Here is a 17,599-nt window from a genome sequence, read left to right on the forward strand (position 1 = left end):
TTATTCCGGCAGGCGTTTATCAGCAGGCTTGTCTGCAGGTGTGCTCTCAGCCGCCAGCGGTTTCGCCTTCTCCTGCTCTTTGCGATTGGACGAGTCATCCTCAGAGATAATCTCGCGAGCGCCCTCTTTGAATTCACGGAAGGTACGCCCAACTGCACGTCCCAGTTCCGGAAGTTTGTTGGGTCCAAACAACAACAATGCAATCACGGCCAGCAAAATAAAACCCGTTGGTCCAATGGAACCTAACATTGATATTCCTCCTCGTCTCAAGCTTCGAAGATGCTTATACTCCGCCAGATGTTCATAGATGTCTCTGCTGCGTTCTTAATTTAAGCCCATCATACCATAGATGTAACCACTTACATAACCCGCAAAATTCACAAATAAGAGATGTCACTAGAACAATCAAACAACAGTCAGGGCTAGTCGGATATTTTGCCCACAGTCAGCAATCGATTATTGCTTGAATTGACCCGTAACCATCAGCAGCGCTTCTGGAAGCTGATCCATAATGGCAGCCAGATGTTCGTGCACACCCTTTGGTGTACCTGGCAGATTAACAATCAGCGTGCGTCCACGAATACCACATACCCCACGGAACAGCATTGCAGAACGGTTTTTGCTCATTACACTGTACCGCATGGCCTCTGCCATCCCGGGAACTTCCCGCTCAATCACGCGCCGGGTCGCTTCCGGGGTAATATCACGAATGGCCAGTTCCGTGCCACCGGTAGTCAGCACCAGATCGGCGTGAAAATAATCCGTCATCTCAATCAAAGCCGCAATAATCTCATCGGGTTCATCCGGAACGATACGGTACTCCACGATTTGACCACCCAGCTCTTCTTCCACCAGCTCCCGAATGACTTGTGCACTCGTATCCTCACGTTCCCCGCGGGCTCCTTTGTCACTGGCTGTCAGGATTGCTGTTCTCCACACCATAAAGATCACCCTTCTCCTCTATGAAAATAAATATTGCCTATCGGCTGTAATCACCGTTTTTGCCACCACTCTTGGAATTCAACATGGTTGGACCGATAATCATATCTTTTTGCATGGCCTTGCACATGTCATAAACCGTCAGTGCTGCAGCTGAGGCAGCCGTGAGTGCCTCCATCTCAACACCCGTTTTACCTTCGGTTTTGACAGTAACTTCAATGTGTAATTCATCCACTCCGTTATCATGAAAACGAATATCCACACCCGTCAGTGCCAGCGGATGGCACATCGGAATCCAGTCCGACGTTTTCTTCGCACCTTGAATCCCGGCAATCTGAGCCACAGCCAGAACATCACCTTTGCCGATTCGGCCCTCCCGAATCGCTTCCAGTGTATCTGAATTCATCGTCACCTTGGTTACGGCCACAGCCGTACGTACGGTAATTTCCTTACCCGAAATATCAACCATCCGGGCCCGCCCCTGTTCATTAAAATGGGTCAGTTTACCACCGAAAGCCTGGCCGTTGTTCACCTCTGAACTCAATCACATCACAACCCTTTATTCGATATGTAGTATACCTTCGGTTGTTATCAACAGATCAATCCGCAGATCGAGCAGGTCCATCGGGATCTCCTCTTGTAGCTGACCCGGCAATACCATCGCAGCCATCAATGGTTTCTTGCCCGTCATCACACATGTTGCTGCAAGCGTCTCGGCAAAACGATCATAATAACCGCCACCATAACCAATACGCCCTCCATGGAGATCATAACCAAGCCCCGGTACCAATACGAGATCGATATCCGGCCAATCATCCGGCGTCAGGACTTCACAGGAATCCTTGGGTTCCGGTATCCCCCATATGCCTGGCTCCAGATCCTGTTCTCCGGTCACTCGCCGTAGCTCCATTCGAGGTGGATTCGCCAACACTTTTGGTGCAAACATCACATCTCCATGATTCCAGCCCTCTTGAAACAGAAAATCTGTGGATGCTTCGCTTCCATAGGATAAATAACTGAATATAACGAGTGGTCTGTTCACGACCTTGCTCTTGGCCTGTCTAAGGCGCTCCAGCTCCCGCTTCACTCCAGCGTTAATCTTAGTCATTGCCTGCTGACGCATGCTTGCATCCATCAGATCACGGCTCTGTCTTAGTCTGGACCGAAGCTGACTTTTCAGTTCCGCATGATCCTGCATATCCTTGAATAACCTCCTGTTGATAGGGAAGGTAAAAAAAGCTCTCATTAAAAAACAATTTATATGTTATGACTAGTTGTCATCTTGTTGAAATGATTAAAATGATTCATTTTCTGCAAAATCCTCATGTAATAACATGCCTTCTTTCAGTTTATCATTGATTGATCAAAAAGACTACATGCCCCATGCGTTCCCAATCGGTGCAATTGCTCTGTATTTCATGTAAACTGGGATATAGTTGTCATATCAAGAACTGGACCTATGGAGGAACTTAATTTTATGCTGCTGCAAGTATCCGGAATTATCAAACGTTTTGGTGTCGATCCAATCCTGGACGGCGTGAACTTACAAATATTAGAACGCGAGCGCATCGGCCTCGTTGGTGTAAACGGTGCAGGAAAATCCACTTTGCTCAAAATTGTGGCGGGTGAAATGTCCTATGACGGAGGACAGATTTTCAAATCCAAAGAAACCACGCTCGGTTACTTGGCTCAGAACAGCGGGCTGCAATCCGATCGCACCATCTGGGAAGAAATGATGAACGTCTTCGCTCACCTGACACAGGCTGAAGCTGATTTGCGTCAGATGGAACGTGATATTGCCGACCCTGCCCAGATGGAAGACGAGAAAAAGTACGCGGATTTGCTGGAACGTTATGCGAAACGCTCCGATTGGTTCAAGGACCATGGCGGTTACGAGATGGAAACCCGCATTCGCAGCGTACTGCACGGGATGGGATTCGGCGAATTTTCGCCAGACACTCCCATTGCTACTCTGAGCGGCGGGCAGAAGACACGCCTTGCGCTTGCTCGTATTTTGCTTCAGGCACCCGATCTGCTCATGCTGGACGAGCCTACCAACTATCTCGATATCGCCACCCTTACTTGGTTGGAAGATTATCTGAGAGGTTATTCAGGCGCACTGCTCGTGGTATCCCATGACCGGTACTTCCTTGATCGACTCGTAACCACCATCGTTGAGATCGAACGGCACCGCTCCAAAAAATATACGGGTAATTACAGCCGTTATATGGAACTCAAAGCTGCCGAATATGAGACTCAGATGAAGCAATATGAGAAACAACAGGGCGAAATCTCCAAGATGGAAGATTTTGTACAGAAAAACATCGTACGTGCTTCGACAACCAAACGGGCGCAAAGCCGCCGCAAAGCCCTCGACAAAATGGAGCGCCTCGATAAACCGATGGGAGATTTGAAAAAAGCTCATTTTTCCTTCGAAACCGCCGTTATGTCAGGCAAGGAAGTGCTTCGTGTGGATCAGCTGTCCGTCGCTTATGACGAGGCCTCTCCATTGTTCCGCAACGTATCCTTCGATCTGCGGCGTGGGGAAACGGTTGCTCTGATTGGACCAAACGGTATTGGTAAATCCACCCTGCTGAAGTGCCTCACCGGAAGTTTACGTCCGGTACATGGGGATATCCAATGGGGAACGAAAGTACAGATTGGCTATTATGATCAGGAACAGACTGGGCTCAATCCGTCCAACACGGTTCTGGAAGAATTGTGGAGTGCCTATCCCGGGATGGAAGAAGCACGCATTCGGACTGTACTGGGGAACTTTTTGTTCAGCGGTGACGATGTGCTCAAGAAAATCTCCTCCCTCAGCGGCGGTGAGAAAGCACGTGTGTCTCTCTCCAAGCTGATGCTGAAGGAAGCCAACATGCTCATTCTGGATGAGCCTACGAACCATCTCGACCTGTTTGCCAAAGAAGTGCTGGAAGCGGCATTAATGGATTATGAAGGCACCCTGCTCTTCATCTCCCATGACCGGTACTTCCTCAACAAAATGGCGGAACGGATTGTTGAGCTTCATCCAGGCGGAACAGAACACTATCTTGGGAATTATGATGATTATGTGGAGAAGAAACAGGAGCTTGAGGACATCGCACGTGAAGCTGCTGAGGCACGTCAGGCTTCAGCCAAGAACTCGTCCAAATCCGACATGAACACAGCCACAACCGAAAAATCCGGAGCGGCGTCATTCGAAGCGGAAAAACAGGCGAAGCGTGAAGAGCGTAACCGGCAACGCAAGCAGGAAGCTTTGGAACAACAGATTGCAGAGCTGGAAACGAAGATTACAGAGCTTGAGGCACAGATGGCTCTGCCTGAAATCTATCAGGATTATATGAAGCTGCAAGAACTCCAGCAACAATCGGAGGAACACAAAGCAGAACTCACCAAGGCATACGAGGACTGGGAAGAACTAGCTATGGAATAGTACGAATAGTACAGACTCAGACCATGGCTTAATCGCGTCCATACAGGTATAGTTGTACCACCAGCTGATTCCTTATTGGGATCAGCTTTTTGTTTGTTACGGATGAGTATTGAAGGTATTCAACTTATGTTCTGTATGTTCCTTGAGATTGAACTCTAACATACGGAGGTTAGGGGAGCTGTTTTGACTTTTGTCAAATTCACTCGAATGAAGAGAAATATTTTTATCCCCCTGTCCCTCACATTTATCCACAATAAAGCAAGATAGCAAGCACATTAATTAGCTTAATTATACAGCGGTAGAATAGCCTTTTACACACAAAAACCATATTTATCCACCAAGTTATCCACTTTATCCACAACTTTGTGGATAGTAAGGAGTCATTCTATCCCCTAAACCATTTTCGTTTCGAAAACTATACTGGTTTGGCTTTGTGGTAGTTACCCACAAATTACACTGGATATGTGGATAACTATAGTCACACCTTGACAAATGCATTCTCCTGCTCCTCAATGCACCTCCATAATAAGACAAAAGCAGACCTTTGTTGTTCAAGGCCTGCCCGTCATTTATTTACTATATGCCATGCATATTTACATCGAATTGCAATTGCTACTATTGCCGCTGTAGAGACGATCTGGCAAAGATGTTTTACGCATGTGCTTCTTGTTCATGATGTTCGGAAGATTCCGCCTTCAGCCCAGCAGCATTACAAGCCGCTACATAAGCAAGACCGGCAGCCATGACGATATCATTATGTGTTGCCGTTCCCCGAAACTCACGCCCTGCACGCTCCACGGTAACTACAGCTTCTGCACTTGCACCTTCCCCCCCACTCAAGGCATGCATCTCCATATCAACAAATGCAATATCATCGGAAATGCTCTGACCAATCGCACGAATGGTCGCATCCACGGGTCCACCGCCAACAGCGGAGTATGATTGTTCTCCAGCGCTTGTGCGAATACGTACGGCGGCCATTCGATCCGTCATGCTGCCCGCCGTCACCTGCAATTCAACCAGTTCATAGTCCTGTGCAGGAATATTCATGGTCTGGCTAACCATCTGTAATAACTGGTCGTCACTGACCACTTTTTGCTGGTCTGCGGTTTCTTTGAACACCTCATACAATTGCTCCATCTGTTGCTCATCCGGCTCAAAACCATATTTGCGAACCCGATCCTTCAGAGCGTGACGTCCAGAATGTTTGCCCAGAATAATCATGCTACGCGGGATACCCAACGCTTCTGGGTCCATAATCTCATAAGTGTTCCGATTCTTCAACAGACCATCCTGATGGATGCCGGATTCATGCTGGAATGCATTACGTCCCACCACCGGTTTGTTGTACGCAATCGGAAAATGCATCGCCCGGCTAATCTGACGTGAAGTCTCATACAGCTGGTTCAGTTTAATGTTCGTCGTTGCCCCAATTGCGTCTCCCCGAGTCTCCAACGCCATAATCAACTCTTCCAGTGCACAGTTCCCCGTCCGTTCTCCGATACCATTTATTGTCACTTCAATCTGGGAAGCCCCATTGGCAATCGCAGCCAAGCTATTGGCTACGGCCAGGCCCAGATCATTGTGACAGTGGGCACTATAGCGAACCTGATCGCCACCTCTTGCACCCTCACGCACCCGGCGGAACATCTCGCCATACTCATGTGGCAGGGCATAACCGACCGTATCCGGCAGATTGATAATGCTGGCCCCTGCTTCAATGGCGACTTCAACCATTTCAATCAAATCATCCATCTTGGTACGAGCCGCGTCCATAGCTGTGAATTCTACGATGTCCGTGAACTGGCGTGCATAAGATACCATCTCACGAGCGGTAGCCACCACTTCACTGCGCGGACGGCGCAGCTGATGCTCAATATGAATATCCGAAGAAGAGATAAACAAGTGAATTCGGCGCCGTGCTGCATCCGCTGTTGCTTGAACAGCTGCATCGATATCACCTTTGACCGCACGCGCGAACCCACAGATCTCCACGTTCTGCAACTGTCTCGAAATCGCCTGAACCGCCGCGAACTCACCTGGACTGGAGATCGGGAACCCAGGCTCAATGACGTCGATACCCAGAGAAGCCAGTTGGTGTGCCAGTTCAATCTTTTGCTCGGGTTGCAGACTTGCTCCTGGTGCCTGTTCTCCATCACGCAGCGTTGTATCAAAAATCTCAATCATGCGTTTGTTATTAGTCGTTGTCATATCCATCAACCTCCATCAAATTTTTATAAACATTTTCGTTACGATCCACGGGCCACAGAACACCCGCTGATCGCCGTCACTGTAGTTATATATTTTGTTTGTAAACGCGTATGTCGTTTGTAGCTTAGTCGTTGGTGATCACTAATGCCTGTTGAATGTTTAGTGCCTATACTTGATGTTCCATGTTCATTGCTCGTTCGTTGCATAATCCTGCTTACCCTCATGACAGAGTGTACGTCGACTTACATCCTGTCCTTCTCACTTTTCAATCTCCATATGGTTCATTCCCATGCCCACCCTGCTGCCGGCAGCAAACACAAATAACCCGCCATCTCATATAAGAGACGGCGGGTTATTATCCCCTCCGCGGTACCACTCTTGCTTGATGGGCCAGGCTTGCGCCAGACTCCATCCACCTCGTTGTCTCCGAGATCCGCTGGATGTGCGTGCACACACGACACCACTGGAATTCGGAGAAACACCCTATAACGGGGGTTAACCGTTGCTGTGTAACACATGTCGTTGTCCATCAGGACAACTGGGCGATTGATATCGTCCCCACGCTTCCACAGCTCCGTTCCCGGGCGAGATTCGAAGGATTCCAGCCACTGCGTCGCACCACCCCGCAGCTCTCTGAGCGCTTTATCGTTCTACTGCTCCCGTTCATCACATTTATAATATGACCTAACTTCATTCATCCTTATTTTGAAAATCAAAAAAAGCCTGCCACCTCATGCAATAATGCAAGAGACGACAGGCTGTTCACCTTCGCGGTACCACTCTTGTTGACTTCCTTCCTGTTCATTCAAGACAACCCCTGAATGCTTTCGCATATCCGGATCACTTGAAGCAGCCTGAAAGCCCCCCTCAGTTATCGTCAGTTGATCCTTGTAATAACGGCTACCGACAACGGCCCATTCACGGAGGCAACCCGTAACCATGTACTTTGGGCCATAATCGGCCTTCGGATTCTCCCGGGGAGTCACCGTGTTCCATCGTTCCGCTTCCAGGTGAGTTTCAGGTTTCCTTCGACTGCGTTGCACCATACCGCAGCTCTCTAAAGACCGGGAATGACCTTACTGTTCCTGTTCATCGCGTTTAACAGTTCAGGAATCTGAATTCCTGTTTAAATTTGTAACTAAATATACATTCTTTACATCCCTGCTGTCAACTCTTAATCTCAAACTGCTTGCCTATATAAACTATAAGTGCGTGTTCAAAAAGATAGGTTTTCAGTACCGAGAAGATGGGATGAAGCTAGAAATGGAGTAGCGGAGCGTAGGAAAAACTACGTGAGCAACCACAATGTTTCCTTCGGAAACATACTTCGTAAGCCTCCCGCTTATTTCGGCTGAATCCCATCTTCGATGCTGATGATGCCGCTAGGCATCATTCGTAATCAAAAGCGGGCTTTTTGAACAACCTCTATAAGGACTGAACGGACCATTCCTCCAGGGAAAGTCCCGGATCTGCCTTCGCATCAAATTCAGCAATTTCTCCCCGCTGCCATTTCAGATACGCAGCTGCTCCAATCATGGCCGCGTTATCCGTACAATATTCCATTGGCGGGATTAACAGTTCAAGCCCTTCCTTCGTACATCGCTCCTGTAATGCCGAGCGTAACCCCCGGTTAGCTGCAACACCACCGCATAATAACAGTTGACGTGAACCATACTCACGAACTGCTCTAACGGCTTTCTCAACCAACACTTCAACAACAGCTTCCTGGAAACCACGTGCAACCGCAGACGGCTCCAAGGTTTCTCCGCGCATTTTGGCCTGGTTGAGCACATTCAGTACAGCAGACTTCAGACCACTGAGACTGAAATCGTACGAACCTGCTTCCAGCCATACCCGTGGTAATGGCACTACATCCTCCGCTTCAGACGCCATCCGGTCCACATGCGGGCCTCCCGGATAAGGACAACCCAGTGCACGTGCTACTTTGTCATACGCTTCGCCTACGGCATCATCACGTGTACGACCAATCAGTTTGAACTTACCCTCGGATTCCATATGCACAAGTTCTGTATGTCCACCAGATACGACCAGTGCCATCGCTGGATATTGCAGTTCATGAGTAAGTCGGTTGGCATAGATATGCCCGGCAATATGATGTGTACCAATGAGCGGTTTGCCCAGTGCCATCGCCATCGTTTTGGCCGCAACGATACCCACCAGCAGTGCTCCGACCAGCCCCGGACCTTGCGTCACGGCAATAGCACTTAGATCACGTGGACGAATGCCGGACTGTTCGATCGCTTGTTCCAGCATCAACGTAATGACTTCAACATGTTTCCGTGAAGCCACTTCAGGTACAACGCCACCAAATGCCTTATGGGTCTCGATCTGACTTGAGATCAGATTGGACAGCACTTCCCGTCCATCTTTGACTACAGCTACCGATGTTTCATCACAGCTTGTTTCCACCGCCAAAATGTAGGATGGTGCAGAATTTATTTTTTCATTGAGTTCGTTCATGAATCCAGTACGCTTCCTTCCTCTTCGCCGCTCCGGCCCGCAGACGGCAAGTTCGCCCACATAATCATCGCATCTTCCCCATTATCGGAGTAATACCCTTTACGAAGACCCGCCGATTCAAACCCTTTTTTCTGATATAAACGCTGAGCAATGCTGTTCGAAACTCTGACCTCCAGCGTCATTCGTTCCATCCCGAGATATGCCGCTGTACTCATTAATTCATCCAGTAACTTTTCACCAAGCTTGCGTCCACGATACGCGCCTCTGACTGCAATATTGGTAATATGGGCTTCATCCATGATCGTCCACATACCTGCATAGCCAATGGCCTTGCCTTCCAATTCCATCACCATATATTTAGCAAACTGATTGTGTGTCAATTCATTTTGAAATGCTTCTTCCGTCCAGGGCAGGGTAAAGGCCTCATGTTCAATCTCCATCACATCGGGAATATCCGCGAGTGTCATGAACCTGAACTGAAGCGCTGTTTCCTGCTTATTATTCGCCACGTTGTCCATCTGCTTCCCCTCCCCCTTTAGTGCGTGTTCAATAAGACCGGTTTTCAGTACCGAGAAGATGAGATGCAGCTATAAATGGAGTAGCGGAGCGTAGGGAAAACTACGTGAGCAACCACAATGTTTCCTAAGGAAACATTCTTCGTAAGCCTCCCGCTTATTTCGGCTGAATTCCATATTCGATGCTGATGATGCCACCAGGTATCCTTCGTAATCAAAAGCGGACTTTTTGAACAACCTCTTTTAGCCTTTGCGCAGCAGATTGGCTTCCGCTTCAGACAGCTGGGTGTAGTTTGGCACCAGCGCATGCACGTCATCACGCTGACCTGCAAGCAGCGCCGCGGCGCCAAGGCGCCCAACCCAGCGGCCTTCCAGCTCATAAGGTACGAGCTGGAGCGCCGTTCCTGCGGGGCAGCGAAGCTCCGCCGCTGCCGCAGCATGCGGGCCCGTCTCGCCGACGATCCAGACGGCTGCGGGCCGCTCTTCCGGCGCCGCCTCCGCCATGCGGGCGGCGAGGGCTTCCAGCCATCCGTCCATCTTGCGGATGGCATCAGGCGCCAGACGCCGGGGCGCATCGCTCCCGGCGGAGGCAAATAGCGCGGTGCACGCTTGACCGCGCCGTGCATCCACAAGCGGAACGATCCAGTGGACAGGGGCAGCACCTGTGCTGCCCTGGTCCGCGGATGGCGTTCCGCCAGCCCCTGCTGCGGCATCCTCTGCCGCAGCTTCTGCCTTGGCGGCAAGGCCGCTGTGCCAGCCGCCCCAGGCGATGGCCTGAAGGCTGGACACCCCGGCTACGGGGATGTCCCACGCCCAGGCCAGTGTCTTCGCCGCGGTCACCGCAATGCGGATGCCCGTGTACGAGCCTGGGCCAACGCCAACGGCAATGCCGTCCAGTTGGCCAGGCTGTGTGTTGCTGGCGGCCAGCAGCTGCTCCATCACCGGTACAACGTGTACCGAATGGTTGCGCTCAGCCCGTTCATTGCGTTCTTCCAGAAGCGCATGATCTTCCATCATCGCAGCTGCCATCACTGCGGTGGATGTATCCAACGCCAAAAACCGCTGACGCGGCTCTTTTTGTAAATCTTCCATCATCATTTGACCCCATTCTGTCTGAACTGTCGGCACATGGCTGCATAAGTCTCGCCGTACCCATCCAGTGTAATCGTTCGATCCTCTAGGCCCGTTGTTTCAATCTGCACATGCAAGTGCTCTTGCGGCAGCAATTCGGGAATGATACTCGACCACTCCACCAGACTGACTCCGGCTCCATAGAAATATTCATCAAGTCCAAGCTCATCCGCTTCTTCCAGCGATATGCGATATACATCCATGTGATATAAAGGCAGACGCCCTTCGTACTCCTTGATTAACGTGAATGTGGGACTGCTTACCACATCACGTACACCCAAATGCCAGGCAAATTTCTGTGAAAATGCCGTTTTTCCCGCGCCCAGATCACCATCCAAAGCAATCACCATGCCGGCGTTTGCCTGTCTGGCGAGTGCGGAAGCGAGTGCTTCTGTATCTGCAATGCCATGGGATTGATACACCCACTGCTCGTGCGTCTGATTCAATATTCGCCCCACCTTTGGCGGTCCAGCCGCCTGAGTTCACTTTGAACCTTATTATATCGGTCCCTTTCTTCCCCCGCAACATCCAAGGAGGCAAGCGGAAGTATAAACGTGCATTAGTTAGACGCGTCTCAAAATTCGCTTCCTTCGAATTTTCAGACACCCACTAGGAAAAACCAAAAACCGGCACCACTCGGTACCGGCCATGTTATGCATATATTTCAGCTTTTATTCATTCTCGAATTCTTCAATAACTACATGCTACTTATATCTACTCCTCCAAGCGATCCACACGAACCGTCTGGGTATTTCCCGGCCTGCTGCCAACCTGAACGGTAGCCATGCCATTGGCTTCATCCACGTTCTCGATCCAGACTGGATCTCCCTCCAATGTAACGGCAATGGTATCCTTCGAATCATAGATCGCTTTGGCGCGCTTCGCATCCATCATCTTATTCATACTCCCCTTCCGGATCATCATGTGATTCTCGAACCATGCTATCTGTTGTACTTTCACCAATATACCCGTTATCTTCCGTAACCTGTCCCCCGCCTAACCCTTCATTCACCATCCGGTCAATGTCGAGCATGAACGACTCCCGATCAAGGGGCAATTCCTCAGAAGTGACCGCTTCCCAGTTTACGGCTGTAGCGGGTGTATAAAATTGTTCAGCACTTTCGGCTTTGGCAAGAGGATACGGAGAAAATGTATGCTTGTGTGCTTCCTCTTCATCACGTCTGTTCTTCAATACTGCACCTCCCGGCATATGTGCTGCGAGAATAACTACCTATCCCATGCTCATCTTCCTGTCAGAATTCAAGCATGTTTCTGTTATCATCCCCGACTCTCGCCGAACCATACGAATTCATTCGTCTTTAAGACGATTATCCCTTGCACCAGATGCCCATACTATTGAATATAAATCCGTGTTCAAAAAATCCGGTTTTCAGTACCGAGAAGATGGAATAAAGCTAGAAATGGAGTAGCGGAGCGTAGGCAAACTACGTGAGCAACGGACATTTCGGCTGAATTTCAACTTCGATGCTGATTATGCCGCTAGGCATGATTCGTAATCAAAAACGGAATTTTTGAACAACCTTTTGAAAGGAGCCGACCTATGCATACCGTCTGGAAAGGTGCAATCAGTTTTGGCCTTGTGCATGTGCCTGTCAAAATGTTCTCGGCTACCGAAGACAAAGACATCTCCATGCGCTATATCCATAAAGTCTGCGGCAGCCCGCTCGCTTATGTCCGTCAATGTCCCTCCTGTGAAGTGGATGTGAAGTGGGAAGAGATTACCAAAGGCTATGAATATGAAAAGGGAAAGTTTGTTCTCTTCGAGAAAGATGAATTGGAAGCGTTAAATGATTCCACCAGCAAAACCATTACCATACTGGATTTTGTCGACTTGACCGAGATTGACCCAATATATTTTCAGAAAACATATTACCTTTCGCCCGATCAGGCTGGGGGAAATGCCTACCAACTGTTGATGAACGCAATGCGGGATACTGGCAAAATTGGCATCGCCAAAATTTCCATCCGCTCCAAAAGCAGTCTGGCTGCCATACGTGTACTGGAAGATTGCCTCTCCATGGAGACGATTTTCTATCCAGACGAGATTCGTCCTGTCTCCCAGGTGCCCAACTTGCCGGAAGTGCAGAACGTGAATGAAAAGGAACTCACGATGGCAAAGTTGCTGATTGATCAATTGTCCACGCCTTTTGAACCTGGTAAATACACCGATGACTATCGCAGCAAACTGCTGGATCTTATCCAGCACAAAGTGGCAGGCGAAGAAATCAAGATTGCTCCAGCCAAACCTGAAGCGAATGTGATGGATTTGATGGCTGCCTTGCAGGCAAGTATCGAGGCCGTGAAGCCTATTCCGGCTGACCCTGGGACAACAACGGCCAAGCCTAAGAAACGTGCACCGCGAAAAACGCCTGCTCAAGCGGTTGCCGGAGGAGAATCCGATACACCTGCTGCACCAGCCAAAAGAAAAAAGGCAACACCCAAACCAAAAGTTTGAATATCGCCCAGGCAAGACCGATTCCGTTTTATAACCCCTGTAATGATGTTTACTCCGATCCGGCTTCACAGTCGGATTTTTTTGTTTTACAGAACTATTGAAGCAGTTCTAGTCAATAAAACTCCAGTTATAATTGCAAAATACGATTGACGAAAGCTGATTTATATTTTATATTAACTTATGAAAAGTAACTTATTTATGAATATACAGCCATGCTGTAATTCTGCTTCTACAGTATGCAATTAAATAATCCGTTTTCAACGCATATACACACTCAAACGAGAATCCATATTATCTATTATCAGGAGGAAACAATCATGAATACAACATATCAAATCCCTGCCACAACCCATCTGGGTGAAGTGAGTCTGCGAATTATGAACCTAGATCGTTCAATTAAGTTCTATACCGAAGTGGTTGGATTGAAATTACTGGAGCGGAGTGGCAAAGTGGCTACGTTGACAGCCGACGGAAAACAGTCCCTGCTGCGATTGGAAGAGCTCACGGATGGAATTACCCTGCCGGAACGTTCACACGCTGGCTTGTATCATTTCGCCATCCTGCTGCCTGACCGCAAGTCCCTGGGTCTTGCTCTTCGTAATCTGGCTGCATCCGGCATCGATATCGGCCAAGGCGATCACTTGGTCAGCGAAGCTTTCTATATCTCCGATCCCGATCAGAACGGGATTGAGATCTATGCGGACCGTGCACGTGATACCTGGAAACGGGATAGCGACAATAACTACGTGATGGCAAGTGATCCTGTTGATGTGGAAAGCCTGTTTGCCATTTCGGAGAATGAATCTTGGCAGGGTCTGCCTGCTGGCACCGTTATTGGTCACGTACATTTCCATGTCCGCAGCCTGGAAGAAGCCCGCAACTTCTACACCGGCATACTCGGTTTTGATACCGTGGGTAACTTTGCGAACATGTCAGCACTATTTGTATCCGCAGGCGGATACCATCATCATCTGGGACTCAATATCTGGGCAGGAGTGAATGCACCTGTCAATCCAGATAACGCTACAGGAATTGACTACTTCACCATTGTGTACGCCACAAAGGAACAATTGGATCAGGCACTTGAACAATTGCGTCAATCCGGCGTAGTCGTTACACAAGTGGAGGGTACCTGGTTTACGGTAGATCCACAAAATATTCGTATACGTCTGACAACTGCGAACTGATTTTGTTTAGGCGTTACAATATGTTTGCTTAACCACATTTTATTAAGCCCGGGTAACTGATTTCTCTACATCACAGAGAGGTTAGCTGCACGGGCTTTTTGAGTTGGCTTTTATAAAAATGGCACAATTGGTGCATTCTAACCAATACATAGACAAGATATGTTAAGGAGATACCTCATGATCGAAAAGGGACGTTTGACTGTTAGACAGCTCGCTTCACTCCTGTTCCTGTGCACAATTGGGGAGCAAATTCTGGTCTTCCCTTCCATGATCACATCCTACGCTCATCAGGATGCCTGGTTATCAGCATTGTTGGGAGTCGCAGGGGGCCTTGGCATACTCATCATTATGCTTGTTGCCTATAAACTGCATCCCCGGTTGAATCTAATTCAAAATGCCCTTCAAACACTGGGACCCTGGATCGGAACTTTGTTTGGCTCTTTTTATATTTTTTATTTCCTGATCAGCACCTCAACGTTCATTAGGGAGATTGGCGATTTTATGTCTACCCAGATCTTGCCGGAATCTCCATTACTGATTCTGCATTTGGTTTTTATGTGTTCGCTTGTCTGGGGGCTACTGTCGGGTCTGGAGAGCATTGGTAAGACTGCTGAGGTCTTTCTTCCTCTGATCGTGTTGTTTCTGCTTATTCTGACGGTATGTCTAATCCCCCATATACATTTAGCCAACATCCAACCTGTGCTTGCACAAGGATTTCTTGATCCACTCAAAGGTTTTGTTGCTGTACTCACATATCCCTACTGCGAGTTGTGCATCTTCATGATGCTCTTTCCCTACACGAAAAATGAACCCCATCTGGAGAAGGACATTCTGTTAGCAGGGATGATTGGCGGATTGTTGCTCACACTAACGTTGAGTATGTGTCTGCTCGTCATGGGACCATGGATGACCCAGCATCACTGGTTCGCCTCGTTTAACCTTTCACAGAAGATCAATATCGGAAACTTTTTGCAACGCATCGAAGCCTTCATGACATCGGTCTGGATTATCGCTGTTTTCTTCAAAGCCGCTCTCTTTTTCTACGGTTTTGTCCTGGGCGTCGCTCACCTGTTTCGCTTGTCCAGTCACCGTTCTCTGATCCTGCCGGGTGCCATGCTTATTCTCGCCATGTCTATTCTAATCTCTCCGAACGAGAACTTTTATCTCAAGGTCGTTATTCCCTATTGGATTGATTGGGATCTGACCTGTGGCATAGCACTTCCGTTACTGCTCATTCTGGTGCATCATATGAAGTCCCGCTTTCAAAAAATATAACTAAATTCCGAATTAACCTGCGCTAATTGGTTAGATCGAGGAAGGAGTTCCCCATGTTCAAACCGTTGATTCCGTTCGAACCTATCTCCAGAGATACTTTGCCCACAGGACCGCAATGGATTGCTCAGGTCAAGTGGGATGGAGTCCGCATGCTTGCCTATGAGGACGGGCATGAGCTGCGCCTGGTGAATCGCAGATTGCATGATCGAACCGCACAGTATCCCGAGCTGGTAACACCACGCAATTTATGTTCAGGCTCCTCCTATATTTTGGATGGAGAAGTTATTGCGCTGGACCCGGACACCGGAAAACCTTCGTTTTATCACGTTCTGCGGCGGGATCGGATGAGCAGACCTGAAGGTATCGTCCAAGCCATACATCAGATTCCGGTCACATATATGGTATTTGATATCCTGTTCTATGAGGGGGAATGGGTGACGGATCAGCCTTTGGCAGATCGACAGCGCCTGTTGCACGAGATCCTTAACACCGCTCCCCATGTTCAGGAGGTCACCAATACACTTGATGCCACTTCCCTGCTTACGGTCATGAGACAACATCAGATGGAAGGCATCGTCTGCAAGGATCTCACCAGCAGTTATGGCATACAGGGCAAGGACCAGCGCTGGCAGAAGGTTAAAATCATGCATGATGTATATGCCATGATCGGGGGAGTCACGTACCGGAGCGGTATTGTGAATGCCGTCGCGGTTGGTGTATATGATGGGCCTAACTTTGTCTATATTGGTCATGTCGGGACTGGCAAGCTGAACTCCAATACGTGGCGGGAACTCACACATCAAATCGAGCCTCTGATTAGACAGGACAGACCGTTCCATAATGTACCCGAGCGTAGTGCGGAGACCACCTGGGTCGAACCACGAATAGGTGTCAAAGTGCAATATATGGAACTGACGCATCATCGCACACTACGCCATCCCAGTATTCAGACCTTCGCGGATGTAACCCGTGAGGATTGCCTGGCAAACCAGCTTCTGCAATGAGTAGGCCCACAATTGATTACATAAGAGGAGGTGTTCCGTATGGCCCCCAAGATCCAGGGAACCATCATAATAGAAGGCACAGAGCTGACGGTCACGAACCCGGACAAGCTGTTGTGGCCGGATGCGGGTGTCACCAAAGCCATCTATCTGCAAAAGCTGGCTGCTCTGGCTCCCTATTTGATCACGTATACGAGCAATCGACTGCTCACCACCATAAGGTATCCCCACGGCGCTGGAGGAACATTTTTCTATCAAAAGAATGCCCCTGAGCCTGTCCCGGACTATGTTCGGACTGAACTACATGATGGCATCCGTTATGTGGTCATGAATGGACTTCCCGAATTGTTATGGCTTGGTAATCTGGCCGCACTTGAATTTCATCCTTCTCTGCATGCTGTGGGAAGCCATCTGCCCTGTGAATGGATGATTGATCTGGACCCCTCTCAGGAACATGAGCCCCGGATCATGCAAGCTGCACTCATCGTTGGCGAAACCCTGACTTCCCTTGGTCTGAGGTCCATTCCCAAAACTTCAGGGGCCACAGGAGTTCAGATTATTGTTCCGATTATGCAAGGCATTACCTTTGATGAATTACGGGATATCGGCTATTTTGTGGGCAAATATGTCACTCAGAAGCACCCGGATCTGTTCACACTGGAACGACTTAAAAAGGACCGTGGAGATCGCATTTATTTTGACTATCTCCAGCATTACGGTGGCAAAACGCTTGCAGCTCCTTATACACCACGTGCCAAATCCGGCGCCACTGTCTCTACACCCCTTACCTGGGATGAGGTTCGAAACAACGTCTCCATCCAGGATTACCATCTGATGAACATCATTGAACGCTTGAACCAAACCGGTGATTTAATCGCAGCTGTTGAACCCCAACCTGTGGAGCTCATTCTCAAACATTTGAAGAAAAAATAGCCGACACCCTTATC

At 48.9% G+C, this 17,599-nt stretch carries 18 protein-coding genes and 1 other annotated feature; of the genes, 6 read left to right on the forward strand and 12 right to left on the reverse strand.

Features of this window, described 5'->3' with window-relative positions; genetic code table 11:
* The 4 genes from tatA to QVE09_RS20645 form a co-directional block, all read right to left on the reverse strand.
* Nucleotides 1-249, reverse strand: coding sequence for a twin-arginine translocase TatA/TatE family subunit (gene tatA, locus QVE09_RS20630; RefSeq protein ID WP_315938287.1), 249 nt, complete (start codon nt 247-249; stop codon nt 1-3).
* 207 nt (nt 250-456) lie between these two features.
* The gene (locus QVE09_RS20635; RefSeq protein WP_017690080.1) at nt 457-942 is read right to left on the reverse strand and encodes a MogA/MoaB family molybdenum cofactor biosynthesis protein; all 486 of its coding nucleotides are present in this window, start codon (nt 940-942) and stop codon (nt 457-459) included.
* A 37-nt stretch (nt 943-979) separates the two neighbouring features.
* Nucleotides 980-1,483 carry a cyclic pyranopterin monophosphate synthase MoaC gene (gene moaC, locus QVE09_RS20640; RefSeq protein ID WP_315938288.1) on the reverse strand — a complete coding sequence of 168 codons (504 nt, stop codon included), beginning with the start codon at nt 1,481-1,483 and terminating at the stop codon, nt 980-982.
* Between the two features lie 15 nt (nt 1,484-1,498).
* Nucleotides 1,499-2,137: a 5-formyltetrahydrofolate cyclo-ligase gene (locus QVE09_RS20645; protein WP_315938289.1), complete on the reverse strand. Its 639-nt coding sequence runs from the start codon at nt 2,135-2,137 to the stop codon at nt 1,499-1,501.
* Between the two features lie 279 nt (nt 2,138-2,416).
* Between QVE09_RS20645 and QVE09_RS20650 the strand changes: the two genes are divergently transcribed.
* A complete protein-coding gene (locus QVE09_RS20650; protein ID WP_315938290.1) occupies nt 2,417-4,375 on the forward strand; it encodes an ABC-F family ATP-binding cassette domain-containing protein in 1,959 nt (652 codons plus the stop codon).
* A 651-nt stretch (nt 4,376-5,026) separates the two neighbouring features.
* Here QVE09_RS20650 and QVE09_RS20655 read toward each other — a convergent pair.
* The 8 genes from QVE09_RS20655 to QVE09_RS20685 form a co-directional block, all read right to left on the reverse strand.
* On the reverse strand, nt 5,027-6,586 hold the full coding sequence (locus QVE09_RS20655) for a 2-isopropylmalate synthase (RefSeq protein WP_315938291.1): 1,560 nt from the start codon (nt 6,584-6,586) through the stop codon (nt 5,027-5,029).
* A gap of 337 nt (nt 6,587-6,923) precedes the next feature.
* Nucleotides 6,924-7,262, reverse strand: a binding site (T-box leader).
* Between the two features lie 55 nt (nt 7,263-7,317).
* Nucleotides 7,318-7,632, reverse strand: coding sequence for a hypothetical protein (locus tag QVE09_RS31635; RefSeq protein WP_483874299.1), 315 nt, complete (start codon nt 7,630-7,632; stop codon nt 7,318-7,320).
* Between the two features lie 379 nt (nt 7,633-8,011).
* Nucleotides 8,012-9,067: a tRNA (adenosine(37)-N6)-threonylcarbamoyltransferase complex transferase subunit TsaD gene (gene tsaD / locus QVE09_RS20660; RefSeq protein WP_036611272.1), complete on the reverse strand. Its 1,056-nt coding sequence runs from the start codon at nt 9,065-9,067 to the stop codon at nt 8,012-8,014.
* Nucleotides 9,064-9,585 carry a ribosomal protein S18-alanine N-acetyltransferase gene (gene rimI, locus QVE09_RS20665; protein ID WP_315938292.1) on the reverse strand — a complete coding sequence of 174 codons (522 nt, stop codon included), beginning with the start codon at nt 9,583-9,585 and terminating at the stop codon, nt 9,064-9,066. The genes tsaD and rimI overlap by 4 nt, the downstream gene beginning before the upstream one ends.
* A gap of 240 nt (nt 9,586-9,825) precedes the next feature.
* Nucleotides 9,826-10,674 carry a tRNA (adenosine(37)-N6)-threonylcarbamoyltransferase complex dimerization subunit type 1 TsaB gene (gene tsaB, locus QVE09_RS20670; protein WP_047844159.1) on the reverse strand — a complete coding sequence of 283 codons (849 nt, stop codon included), beginning with the start codon at nt 10,672-10,674 and terminating at the stop codon, nt 9,826-9,828.
* Between the two features lie 2 nt (nt 10,675-10,676).
* The gene (gene tsaE, locus QVE09_RS20675; protein WP_017690089.1) at nt 10,677-11,159 is read right to left on the reverse strand and encodes a tRNA (adenosine(37)-N6)-threonylcarbamoyltransferase complex ATPase subunit type 1 TsaE; all 483 of its coding nucleotides are present in this window, start codon (nt 11,157-11,159) and stop codon (nt 10,677-10,679) included.
* A 268-nt stretch (nt 11,160-11,427) separates the two neighbouring features.
* Entirely contained in the window at nt 11,428-11,604 is a 177-nt protein-coding gene (locus tag QVE09_RS20680) for an H-type small acid-soluble spore protein (protein ID WP_026081228.1), read from the reverse strand.
* A 4-nt stretch (nt 11,605-11,608) separates the two neighbouring features.
* On the reverse strand, nt 11,609-11,905 hold the full coding sequence (locus tag QVE09_RS20685) for a hypothetical protein (protein WP_315938293.1): 297 nt from the start codon (nt 11,903-11,905) through the stop codon (nt 11,609-11,611).
* Between the two features lie 369 nt (nt 11,906-12,274).
* Between QVE09_RS20685 and ku the strand changes: the two genes are divergently transcribed.
* The 5 genes from ku to ligD all read left to right on the forward strand — a co-directional run bounded on the left by ku (nt 12,275) and on the right by ligD (nt 17,585).
* Nucleotides 12,275-13,189 (forward strand): non-homologous end joining protein Ku, encoded by a 915-nt coding sequence (gene ku / locus QVE09_RS20690; RefSeq protein WP_017690092.1) that lies wholly within the window; start codon nt 12,275-12,277, stop codon nt 13,187-13,189.
* A gap of 317 nt (nt 13,190-13,506) precedes the next feature.
* The gene (locus QVE09_RS20695) at nt 13,507-14,376 is read left to right on the forward strand and encodes a VOC family protein (RefSeq protein WP_315938294.1); all 870 of its coding nucleotides are present in this window, start codon (nt 13,507-13,509) and stop codon (nt 14,374-14,376) included.
* Nucleotides 14,377-14,553: 177 nt separating this feature from the next.
* A complete protein-coding gene (locus QVE09_RS20700) occupies nt 14,554-15,651 on the forward strand; it encodes a GerAB/ArcD/ProY family transporter (protein ID WP_315938295.1) in 1,098 nt (365 codons plus the stop codon).
* Between the two features lie 53 nt (nt 15,652-15,704).
* On the forward strand, nt 15,705-16,655 hold the full coding sequence (locus QVE09_RS20705) for an ATP-dependent DNA ligase (protein ID WP_315938296.1): 951 nt from the start codon (nt 15,705-15,707) through the stop codon (nt 16,653-16,655).
* 39 nt (nt 16,656-16,694) lie between these two features.
* Nucleotides 16,695-17,585 (forward strand): non-homologous end-joining DNA ligase, encoded by an 891-nt coding sequence (ligD, locus tag QVE09_RS20710; protein ID WP_315938297.1) that lies wholly within the window; start codon nt 16,695-16,697, stop codon nt 17,583-17,585.
* Nucleotides 17,586-17,599: the final 14 nt, after the last annotated feature.

Source organism: Paenibacillus sp. ClWae2A, assembly GCF_032452295.1.
GTDB lineage: Bacteria > Bacillota > Bacilli > Paenibacillales > Paenibacillaceae > Paenibacillus.